This window comes from Shewanella litorisediminis, from assembly GCF_016834455.1.
Lineage (GTDB): Bacteria > Pseudomonadota > Gammaproteobacteria > Enterobacterales > Shewanellaceae > Shewanella > Shewanella litorisediminis.
The window spans coordinates 1203202-1215176 of record NZ_CP069213.1 but is presented as its reverse complement, the minus strand read 5'-3'; the positions used below and the strand labels follow the sequence as shown (position 1 = coordinate 1215176).

7 protein-coding genes are annotated in these 11975 nt (G+C 49.6%); 4 read left to right on the top strand and 3 right to left on the bottom strand.

The genetic code is table 11. The features are described 5' to 3' along the window. Positions 1-56 precede the first annotated feature (56 nt). The 3 genes from JQC75_RS05380 to JQC75_RS05370 all read left to right on the top strand — a co-directional run bounded on the left by JQC75_RS05380 (position 57) and on the right by JQC75_RS05370 (position 7828). On the top strand, positions 57-3674 hold the full coding sequence (locus tag JQC75_RS05380) for an ATP-binding protein (RefSeq protein WP_203326428.1): 3618 nt from the start codon (positions 57-59) through the stop codon (positions 3672-3674). Further along, positions 3671-5422 carry an EAL domain-containing protein gene (locus JQC75_RS05375; RefSeq protein ID WP_203326427.1) on the top strand — a complete coding sequence of 584 codons (1752 nt, stop codon included), beginning with the start codon at positions 3671-3673 and terminating at the stop codon, positions 5420-5422. Before JQC75_RS05380 ends, JQC75_RS05375 begins: the two co-directional genes overlap by 4 nt. Before the next feature lie 375 nt (positions 5423-5797). After that, entirely contained in the window at positions 5798-7828 is a 2031-nt protein-coding gene (locus JQC75_RS05370) for a glycoside hydrolase family 97 protein (protein WP_203326426.1), read from the top strand. 143 nt (positions 7829-7971) lie between these two features. Here the strand turns inward: JQC75_RS05370 and JQC75_RS05365 are convergent, their stop codons facing one another. Beyond that, complete coding sequence (locus JQC75_RS05365; RefSeq protein ID WP_203326425.1) at positions 7972-8526, bottom strand: YfaZ family outer membrane protein; 555 nt, start codon at positions 8524-8526, stop codon at positions 7972-7974. Between the two features lie 275 nt (positions 8527-8801). Next, positions 8802-9437, bottom strand: coding sequence for a histidine phosphatase family protein (locus JQC75_RS05360; RefSeq protein WP_203326424.1), 636 nt, complete (start codon positions 9435-9437; stop codon positions 8802-8804). 348 nt (positions 9438-9785) lie between these two features. On the opposite strand from JQC75_RS05360, the gene JQC75_RS05355 reads away from it, so the two are divergent. Next, a complete protein-coding gene (locus JQC75_RS05355; RefSeq protein ID WP_203326423.1) occupies positions 9786-10241 on the top strand; it encodes a GNAT family N-acetyltransferase in 456 nt (151 codons plus the stop codon). A 62-nt stretch (positions 10242-10303) separates the two neighbouring features. Here the strand turns inward: JQC75_RS05355 and JQC75_RS05350 are convergent, their stop codons facing one another. After that, the gene (locus JQC75_RS05350; RefSeq protein WP_203326422.1) at positions 10304-11893 is read right to left on the bottom strand and encodes a M28 family metallopeptidase; all 1590 of its coding nucleotides are present in this window, start codon (positions 11891-11893) and stop codon (positions 10304-10306) included. Between the last annotated feature and the right edge of the window lie 82 nt (positions 11894-11975).

Sequence of the window (11975 nt, the reverse complement as noted above, 5' to 3'; positions counted from 1 at the left end):
TTTCAGTTAAATCGTTTTAAATCGACCACCACAATTTTTTCCCCGTGGAGCAATACATGAAACTCACGTTAAAAATCATTTTCCTTATCACATTAATATTCAGCACTGGTGTGTTTGCTGACATCAAATTGAGTGAAGAGGAAAATAATTACATCGCAAGTAAAAAATCTGTCAAATTTGGCGTACTCAAGGGACGCTTCATGCCGTATTGGGGTGGAATGCAGGCTCAAGGCGGATTTGTTGAAGAGTTTTTTACATTGATCTCAGATGAAACCTCATTAAAGATTGAACATGTCTATTATGACTCTGTCACAGACTTGAAGTTTGGCCTCGATAATGGCTATATTGATGCTATTCCTGGTCTAATTCCCTCCAGCGATACACGCCAACAGCATCTTATTTCGCTTCCTATTTACGAGATTCTCCCTGCAATACTATTCAGTGATAAAAAATATATGAGCGAGCCTATGCAAAACCTGCATTTCGGCTGCTTATCCACATCTTTCTTTTGCGAAATATTGCAACTGCAAAAAGTAAAGAAAATAACCAATGCGTCGAGTATTACTGAATTAACATCACTTTTCACCAACAGCGATGTGGATGCTGTTATCACAGATTCTTTTTTAATCAACAAAATGATAAGCAATGGACTGCAACAACATGGAAAGGTGTTTTATGATACAGAAGTCAGCCCTCAAGATGCCTTTGCTATTGTTGCATCATCCCAACCTGAATTACTTAGTATTATAAATAAAATTATCGAAGGAAATAATCTAAAAGAGCGTTTCATTCATGAGATTCAACATGATATTGATTATAAAAACATTCAGGCCAACAATAATATCATACATAGTGACTTAGAGAAAACCACGATTAGATATACATTGGACGATGATAGTTTTCCACTTTCGTATTATGACCCTCATACCGTGTCAATGAAGGGCTATATACATGACTTGTTAAGTCTGATTGAAAATAAGACTGTTCTCGAATTTGTATATGTGCCAGCAAATGGTAAGGACGTGCTGCACATGCTTCGAAACGGAGAAGTGGATTTACTGCCTGCTCGAAATTCAGAAGGGGTGGACTTACGTGATTTTTACAGAACCACAGGTTACGCTACCATTACGTTTGGTTTGGTTGAGTCAACACGTGATTTTGCACATAAAAAGTATGCTATTTTAGACCGTACCGGAAATTACTACCGTGAGATAAAAGTAAATGATAAATATAGAGATATTAAAGTATATCAGGAGCTATCCAGTTTATTGCACGATCTGGACGAAGGGATTATTAGTCATGCGCTGATTAATAACGATTTATTGAGCCGTTTAGTCACGGAAGGACAAGATGACAGCTTTAAGCCCATTGATACACCATCTGACTTGCAAGTGAATGTTAGACTGTCAATGGTCGTCAGGCATGATTCTCCAATGCTCTATGAGCTTTTACAACTGACGCTCAAAAATATATCTCCTGAGCAGATAGAAGCACTACAGAACGCCTATTCAAAGGTTACAATTCAATTTGGGGTAAATGAAGAAACCGTTCTTAAATGGGTTGTTGCTTGTACAAGCTTGGCTCTTCTGTTAGCAATCGCCTTTATTGTTTGGCGACATATAATAGGAAAGCAACTAAATACATTAGAAAGAAATGCTGAATTGTCCAAGTCAGAAACAGACTGGCTTAACACAATCCTTAACAATATCCCTAACGCGATTGTTATCAAAAACTTGCATGGAAAAACCATCCTTGCAAATAACAGTTATCAAACCCATTTCAGCTCCTGTAGAAACTGTGGATTATCCAAAACATGCCAGCTCAAATCCAGTGTTGACAAGCCAGATAGTTCCGACATCTCTGTGATTAGCACAATTGAGTTATGCCAACGGTGGGAAAGCTATTTTGATATCAGTCAGTATCAGATCCAGCATCCGCTTAAAAACTCTCCATACATTATGAAAGTCTACAATGATGTAACTGACTTAAAGCGCAAAGAGCTCGATTTGGTAACTGCAAATGAAAGAGCAATGGACGCAATTTCGGCTCGCAATCACTTTTTGGCTGTGATCAGCCATGAGCTTCGTACACCTATAGCAGCCATGTTGGGCTTGCTCGAGTTATTGTCTAAGCGTCAAATAGATGATGAAAGTCGATTATTAATCGAAAATGCTGTTAGTTCTGCAGATCAACTTAAATATCAGGTTAACGATATTCTAGACTTTTCCAAAATGGAGGCAGCTCAGTTACAGCTTGACCCTTCTTGGTATCGTATAGATCGCGAGCTAGGCCCCTTATTGAGAAGTTTTGAAGCATCTGCAAATATAAAAGGGCTACACTTCAGCGTCGATTGGAAAGCGTCTGCAAAACTGGAGGCCAGAGTTGATGTGCTGCGCCTTAAACAGATATTGTCAAATCTGTTGTCTAATGCCATCAAATTTACCGAATCCGGGGGGATAATAGTCACTTTACGTCTGGCTGATGATCATTTTTCTTTTCAGGTAAGTGATTCGGGCTGTGGCATGACCCTGGAACAACAAAAAACCGTTTTCTTACCTTTTGTTCAAGCGGACAACACTATTAGCCGTCGCTTTGGTGGAACTGGCTTGGGAATGTCAATTGTACAGAATTTGGTAAAATTGATGGAAGGCGAAATTCACATATCAAGCCAAAAAGATCTCGGCACCATAGTGACTGTGTCGATACCAATGCCTTTACAGTCAATCGAATTGGCAAGCCCGCTGGCACACCTGACTGTAAGCGACCCAAGATGGTACCCCTGGCTTAGAGCATTTGACGTTGACCACAGTCCAACTGAAGTTTCTGCAAAATCGGAGGCACCAATCGATACTTCATCTTCGTCTGCATCCACGCCTAACCTCTATCCTGATTTATTGGTGGATCAGTGGCAGTCGACCCTGAAGCAAAATACTAATAAAAGAGCCAATGACGCGCCGATGCAACCGTCGCTCGAGGGGAACATACTGGTTGCAGAAGACGCCCCCATCAATCGCTTGTTGTTGAATCGCCAATTAAGCTCACTGGGACTTACAGCCAACTTTGCAAAAGACGGTCATGAGGCTTTCAAGATGCTAACCTCGCCTGATGCTACTTACCAATTGCTGTTAACAGACTGCCATATGCCTGGTATGGACGGCTTTACCTTGGTGGCGAAAGTCAGAAGCGAACTTCCTGACTATAAAGACATTCCAATCATAGGCTGTACTGCGGAGTCGTCCAAGATAGCTGCCGCAAAGGCTGCTGATGTTGGCATTGATGCTATGCTGTACAAACCCTATTCTCTTGAGCAGTTGTACCAAATGCTGAAGCAGTTTTTACCTCAGCAAACCCAAAAGACTCCGCCTCCCCAGTGGCTGATGGAGTATCGTGATGAAGATCGCATCGATATGGCGACGGTTGTGCTGGGGGCTATGTCTGACGATATAAAACTATTGCAGCTCGAATCGACAGATTTAGCGGCTTTGGCGCACAGAATCAAGGGCTCAGCTGGTGCTTTGGGCTTAACAGAGTTGCGTACGATTGCCGAACAAGCTGAAAAGGCCTGGCCATCCGGTAATGTGCAACAAGCCAGGGACGCTTTGATCAAATCAATCAAAAACCTGATTGATTCGACCTCAGAGTATTTGCAACCCCTCACTGAATCGGGGACATGATGAACATACTTATCGTCGAAGATGATGTAATTCAAGCAACCAGTTTAAGGCTAAAATTAGCTGAACTGGGTGAGCACAACATTTACATGGCCCGAGATGGTGTTTCTGCTCTGCAAATTTTCAAAGAGCGCGACTTTTCTTTGATATTCTGCGATATCCACATGCCACAAATGGACGGGGTCACGCTGTTGTCAACATTATGCACAGAGCAGCCAACGGCAGGTGTTGTCATCTTAAGTGCTGCAGACGATGCCGTTCTGGAAATTACAGAAAACATGTGCCACCTCGCAGGCTTTCCCTATGTTGCTGTGATGTCAAAGCCCTATTCTTTTCTCCAACTCAGACAACTGATGTCAGATGCTGATGAAATTACAGTCAACAAGGCTGACAAAACCTTACCGACAAGCCTGTCTAAAGAGACAATATTAGAGTGTTTCTCACAGGGAAGAATATTTAATTACTATCAACCACAGTTTGATTTTAAAACAGGCCTGATGACCGGAGTAGAAGCATTGGTTAGGATGGATCATCCTGATTATGGCCGCTTGAGCCCTGACCAGTTTCTTGATCAAGTCAACGCATCCGGGTTAATGAATGACTTATTTGAAACTGTGCTTGACAAGGCGGTGAAGGCCATAGCGAAGCTTAGCCCAACCCTCAACTTATCGGTCAATATTTGCCAAAGTAATCTTCAACATCAAATTGCAGACAGAGTCATTGATATCTGTAAAAAATATCATTTTTCAACCAGTCGCTTAACCCTTGAGCTAACCGAAAGTGATGTCTACAACAATTCAATTACTTCCCTGGCGAATCTGGCGCGTCTGCGGATGCATGGTATTGGTTTGTCTATCGATGACTTTGGTACTGGATATGCCTCGCTCAATCAATTGAGCAAGTTACCCTTTACAGAACTGAAGGTCGATCGATCATTCGTTTCTGATATTATTTACAATTACAAACATCAACAATTAACCAAGATGTCCCTGTCACTTGCACAGTCTTTGGGTATGCATTGCGTCATTGAAGGGGTTGAAGATGCGGAAACATGGGAGTATTTAAAGCCCATGGGAGCGGAAACCTGTCAGGGGTATTACACCTCTCCTCCGCTTAGCATTAGTGCGCTGCAGGATTTTTACCAAAGAAATAGAGAACATGAACTTGTCGCTTCAGATGGAGATGACGATGTTAATGTTCTATTGATAGACACCCACGAACTTAGTGCTTTAGCCTTAAAGCGCTTACTTGAAAAGCAAGCGAGCTACATTAAATCCCATATCACAGTTATTAATGAGGATGCACTCTCTTCTATCCGGCACAATCCTTACGACTTGGTAGTGATAGACGCATGCTCTGGCAATGCTTTGGAACAAAAAAATCTGGCAATCAGTATAAAGGAGCTATATCAAGGAATGCTAATTACCTTGACCAATCCTTTGACAAATCAAATATTTGAAGATTGTGAACTACGTACACTGATCAAAGCCGAACTTTTGAATGACACTGCAGAAACCATTATCGAAATACTCACAAAAGGTCAGGACACGTCTGGTTTAAAACAGAATTTGCATAAAATACTCTCAGAACAAGAATACAAAGTAGCTCAATACCTCAAAAAAGGATTAGGAAACAAAGCCATTGCCAACGAACTCAATATTAATCAAAAAACTGTAAGCACATATAAATCAAGAATATTCTCAAAACTCGGCATTGTTTCCACTGTGGAATTGGTCAACTTTTATAATTGACATTTGGCTTATTCAAGAAGGGGTACCAAGGGGTAAAAAATTATCTTTCTATTTAGATAACTTAGCAGTGGTATCACATCAAGGGTATATTTTTGATTGAAAGACGTTTGGTTGCAAATCTTTGCCCGAATCTACTCTGATATTCCCCCCGAAATTCATGACGAGATAAAAATTTTCTCGGGGATTTGACCTGTTTTAACACTTCTGAACAGCTGACGGCCAAGGGTTGCATATGCCACGTTAACGCCTGAATTGTGAATAAGAACAAGCGCACGCCCGCTTGCCCCCCTGAATACGTATGCAGCTTATGTCCCCCGGCGCAAGCCTTCGCTAAGGTGGTCACAAATAAAAAAGACACCTTACAAGGAATGATGAATGCGCTATTCACTGCTGCTGTTGGCCATGGCCGCCAGCCTGCCATTGCAGGCCAAAACCTTAAGCCTCAAGTCCCCCAATGGCGAGATTGAAGTTAAGGTCAGCGACGATAACGCCCCCCACTATGCCGTGCTGTTTCAGGGTAAGCCTGTGATTGGCGCATCCAAACTGGGGTTTGACTTCACCAATGCCGCCAACTTCCGCGGCGGTTTTGATATCACAGACAGCCAAAGGGCCACGGTGGACAGCAGCTGGGAGCAGCCCTGGGGCGAGGCCCGCATCATTGAAGATAAGCACAACGAGCTTGTGGTGAGCTTTACCCACCCAGACAGCAAACAAGGCTACAAGGTACGCTTTCGCGCCTTTAACGACGGCGTGGGCTTTCGCTACGAGGTGAATGCGGATACACCACTGAACATCGGCCGCGAGCTCACCGAATTTGCCGTTGAGAAGGCCGACAAGGCCGAAGCCTGGTGGATCCCCGGCCGTGGCTGGAACCGCTACGAGTATCTATATCAGCACAGTAAGCTTACCGATGCCGCCCTGGTGCAAACGCCTTTTACCTTTAAAAACAAGGATGGGGTGCACATTGCCATCCACGAGGCGGCCCTGGTGGATTACGCCGCCATGACCCTGAATCAGCGCCGCCCCGGCACCTTTGTCTCTGAGCTGACCCCCTGGTCAGATGGGGTGGCAGTTAAAACCAACGGCATATTCAACACCCCCTGGCGCACGCTGCAAATCGCGCCCAATGCCACAGGGCTGATTAACTCCCACCTTATTCTCAATCTCAACGAGCCCAACCAGCTTGGGGATGTCTCCTGGGTCGAGCCCGGTAAATACGTGGGTATTTGGTGGGGCATGCACATTAACCAAAACACCTGGGGCAGCGGCAGCAAGCATGGCGCCACCACAGATGAAACCAAAAAATACCTGCGCTTTGCCGCCGACAATGGCTTTGATGGGGTGCTGGTAGAAGGCTGGAATATCGGCTGGGACGGCGACTGGTTCCACAATGGCGATCTGTTCAGCTTTACTGAGCCCTTTGCCGATTTTGATATCAAGGCCATTGCCGATTATGGCCGCGAGGTGGGCGCCAGACTCATAGGCCACCACGAAACCTCCGGCAGCGTGAGCAACTACCGCAAACAGTGGGATGGCGCCTTCGGCCTGTACCAGAAGATGGGCGTTGCCCAGGTAAAAACCGGCTACGTGGCCGATGGCGGTAACATCAAGCGCATCGATGAAAACGGCCTCGAGCGCTTCGAGTGGCACGATGGCCAATTTATGGTGGGCGAATACCTGGATAACGTGAAAACCGCCGCCAAATACCAGATAAGCATTAATACCCACGAGCCCATCAAGGACACGGGGCTGCGCCGCACCTACCCCAACTGGCTCGCCCGGGAGGGTGCCCGTGGTCAGGAATACAATGCCTGGGGCAATCCGCCAAACCCTCCCGAGCACGTAGCCATGCTGTCGTTCACCCGCATGCTGGCAGGCCCCATGGACTTTACCCCGGGCATCTTCGACATGGGCTTTAACGGCCTTGGTGACAACACCAACCGCCCCCAAAGCACCCTCGCCAAGCAGCTGGCCCTGTATGTGGTGCTCTACAGCCCTATTCAGATGGCGGCCGACCTGCCGGAAAATTACTTAAAGCGCCCCGACGCCTTTCAGTTTATCAAGGACGTACCCACCGACTGGGAGCAGAGCGTTGCCCTCGATGGTGAGGTGGGCGACTTTGTGGTGATGGCCCGTAAAGAGCGCAAGGCGCGCCAGTACAGCGGCAACGACTGGTACCTGGGCGCCGTGACCGACGAGGAGGCTCGGGATGTGACCGTGAAGCTGGATTTCCTCGAGCCCGGCAAAACCTTTGAGGCGCAAATTTATCAGGACGGCAAAGACGCCGAATGGAAATGGCGCCCCTACGAGATTGACATCAAAAAGCTCAAGGTACGTAAGGGCGATACCCTCACCCTGCGACTGGCCGAAGGTGGCGGCGCAGCGGTACGCTTAAAAGCGCTGTGAGCCATTTGCACCAAGCCCGGGCCTTTAAAGCGACGGGCTGTTAGTTAGCCAAGGTCGGTTAGCTAGCAAAGGGCGGTTAGCTCAAAACAAAAACGCCACAGGCAATCCCTGCGGCGTTTTTTATTAAAGTGTTAAGTCCGCCATTAAAAGCGGAAGCTCGCCCCCACATAAAAGCCGTCTTCCAGGTCACGGTTTCTGTGGTCATCGTACTGGATACGGATTTGGCGATAGCCCGCCTCAAAGCCGAGGTTCGGGTTCAGCTCGTAACCCACCGCGGTGCTCCACTGATAGTGGCCATCGACACCGGAAAAGCTCAGCACCGAGGGGCTGACAAAGCCGGTGGCCTTGAGTGACAGGCCATTGCCCAGGGCGAGTTGATACTTGCCCCCCAGGGACAGCATGCTGCCATTGGGGCTGTTATCCAGCCATACCCGCGAGGCCATGGGGCCAAATTCAAACCGGTGCGGACCGGCGCTGTGGCTGAACAGCAGCGCACTCTGCAGCAGGTGATTATCACCGTCCACATACAGGTATTCGCCTTCGAGTCTGGCGCTGGGGGTAAGCTGACCGCCAAAGGATACAGAGGCGCGATCGTCATTCAGCTCCACACCCATATCGATGGCGTGGGCGGCGCTGGAAAGCACGCCGAGGCTCAGCAATAAAGGGGTGGCGATTGAAAAAGTACGTTTCAGGGTCATGGATGTCTCCTTTGCCTTGGGAAATACCCGGGCGCAGCCATGGCGCGACGGGTTTGGCCCAAGTGTGGCGGCGACATCCTTAACAAAAGATGAATGAATGCCCTATTTAATCTTTTATAAACAAGATATTACATTTCAAATTCAGCTAATTAACCCCGGAGTTAACAGGGCGTTCGCAAAATGGGCATCCCCGCAGCCGGAGGCGCGGCCCCCGAAAACTGTGCCCCTGAAACTGTGCCCCTAAAACTGTGCCCCTAAAACTGTGTCCCTGAAGATCAGGCCACGGCCACATCCTGCTCAGCATTCCGCTCAGCAACCTGCTCAACATCAACTGTGCAGTCGATGCGGGTCACCTTGCCATCTTCAATGATAAAAAAGGCATCCTGGGGCAGGTCCTGACGCCAGCAGTCTTCGTAGCTTAAATCCAGCAGCATGCCCCGCAGCACTATGCCGGTAAGGGCATGGCTGACCACCACTATGTCACCCTGTGGCGGCAACTGCTCCAGCCAACTGGCAAGCCGATTCCTCACCTCATCAAAGCTTTCGGCCTCGGGGGCGTGCAGGTACCAGTCCCCTGCCCCGTCAAGCTCGGGGTGCTGACTCCTGATGCTGGGCACGGTTCTTTGCTCCCACAGTCCCAGGGAGAACTCCATCAAGCGGGGCTCTTTGACTATGGGGATATCGGCGTTACCCAGCGCCCGGCACACAATCTCGGCGGTTTGCACCGCGCGGCCAAGGGAGCTGGCATAGAGATGAAACTCTGGCCCCAGATAGGTTTTCAGCGCAGCGCCCACCGCCTGAGCCTGGGCCCTGCCCTTTGGCGTCAGCGGCGAGTTACAGTGGCCCTGCAATTTCTGCTCGACGTTAAAATGGGTTTCCCCGTGCCTTAATACAAAAAATCGTCTGCTCATGGTCGGCTCCTGCTGCATCAACTGCTGCAAAAGTTAACCGAATCGGTCCAGCGGAACAAAAACCGGATTTTGGGTCATTTCTGTCCCCACAGGGCCAATGCCGTCGGCCAGGGTGAGGCCCTGAGCAAAGTTGGCGCACAGACGGTGCAAAGATGAAACGCAGCACCCTATACACCCGGGCAGACGCCAGAAGGAAGCAGGCGTGCTGCACCAAAAAGAGGCATGACTCCCGTTAGCGGTGCTTATCCGCGCGACCTTAAACCAAAAAAGCCATGCATATCAAACTACTGAATTCAGGCATGGGCTTTGCTTTGCCTAAGCGGATGTCATTATTCAGGAGTATTAGGGATGAATATCAAGCTTGATGATTTAAGCCACCCGGCGGTCGCCAGATTGCTGCTCGAGCATCTGGAAGACATGTACGACAACTCCCCCGCAGACAGCGTACACGCGCTGGATCTGGCCCGTCTCAAGCAACGTGATATCCGTTTTTATACCCTGTGGCAGGGCAATACCCTCGCCGCCTGCGGCGCCGTGAAGCAGGTGGATTTTCACAGCGGCGAAATCAAATCCATGCGAGCCACCCGAGCACTGCGCGGTCGCGGCTTTGGCCACGCCATGCTGATGCATCTGGAAAACGAGAGTCGCCGCCTCGGCTTTAAACGCCTGTATCTGGAAACCGGCACCGCCGATTACTTTCTGCCGGCCCAGCGCCTGTACCTGGCCCACGGCTTTGAGCAGTGCGCCCCCTTTGGCCATTACCGCGAAGATCCCCACAGCCTGTTTATGACCAAGGCGCTGTGAATCTCAGATAGAAAAAAGCCCGCGCTGGCGGGCTTTTTCATGGTTAAGTAAGTTCAATCAGCCTAGCGGCCATCTTTGGCGCGGCGTTTTTTGAAATCAGACGCTTCCAGCCACTTGGGCCAGTCGTTGCCGTTGGCAAGGCGCGAGAGGATGTGTTCCATCAGCACAAGGTCCTGCTTCACGCCACCCAGTGGCCAGTCGGGGGAGTAATCGTCGGCACCCTTGTGGTACTTGTGGGCAATGTAGTCAGGGTCGGTATCGCCAAGGCTCATAAACAAGAGCCCAGGCACGCCCTCCTTGGCAAGGGCAAAGTGGTCTGAGCGGAACATCAGGCCGTTTTGCGGACGGGGGTCAGGCTTCACCTGCCTGCCCTGGGCCTTGGCGGCGTCCTGCAGCATGGCTTCCAGCTCAGATACCCCTTCGCCGTAGCGCAGTATGTAATCCACGCCCTCACCCACATTCATGCCATCAATGTTCAAAAAGGCCACCAGCTTGGCGGTGGGCAGCGGCGGATTTTCGGCAAAATACTGGGCGCCAATCAGCCCGGTTTCTTCGGCGGTAAAGGCCGAGAAAATAATGCTGCGGCCGGGCTTTTTATCCTCTGGCAAGGCAGCGTAGTGCCTTGCCAGCGCCAGCACCCCGGCCACGCCGGTGGCGTTATCCACGGCGCCATTGAGGATAATGGTTTTGCCCTCTTCCTCGATTTGGCCAAGGTGATCCCAATGGGCGTGCATTACCACGGCTTCATCGGCATTCTTGTTGCCGGGCAGTATGGCAGCCACGTTATGGGACTCGGCGCGCTCGATATGGTTATTCAGGGTTAAATCGGCCTTCACGGTCAAAGGCACGGCTTTAAAGCCCGGCGCCATGGCGGCCGCTTTCAGCGCTTCAATATCCTGACCCGAGGCGGCAAGGATCTGTTTGGCCGCCGCATATTGCAGCCAGCCCATTACCCCCACCTGACTTTGGTTATTGTTGTCATCGACCAGGGTGAACTTGGTATTGGTGTTGGAGTTTTTCACCACCCCCCAACCATAGGCGGCCGGGGCATCTTCGTGAACGATAAACACGGCTTCGGCGCCCTGACGGGCCGCTTCTTCATACTTGTAGGTCCAGCGGCCATAGTAGGTCATGGCGTTGCCTTTAAAGACCCTGGGGTCCTGGGTGGCAAAGCCCGGGTCGTTTACCAAAAGCACCACGGTTTTGCCGCGCACCTCCACGCCGGCGTAATCATTCCAGCCGTATTCGGGGGCATTGATGCCATACCCCACGAACACCATGTCGCTGCCACTGAGCTCGACCCTGGGTACTACCCTCTGGGTACGGGCGGTGAAATCCTCGCCCGGGGTAAAGCTGAGCTCGCCAACCTTAAGCACCATGCTCTGATCGGCAGTGATTTTCGCCATGGGCACAGGCTGCAGATATTCCCCATTGAATGCCCCTTTAAGGCCCATCGACTTAAAGGCCTGTGTGAGGTAATCGAGGGTCTTTTGCTCGCCTTCTGATAGGGGCGCACGGCCGCCAAAGGGGTCGCTGGCAAGGGTTTTCACATCTTCGCGAAACGCGTTTTCATCAAAGGTGAGGGGGGCGGCAAAGGCCTGGGCAGACAGGCACAGCCCAAGGCCCAAAAACAGGCGGAAGGTCAGGTTCACGGGGTATCCTTCTTATTGACTGCAAGCAGCCATTGTAAGACGCACCCGGGACATTGCAACGCGCTTATTGCCGCATACCGTA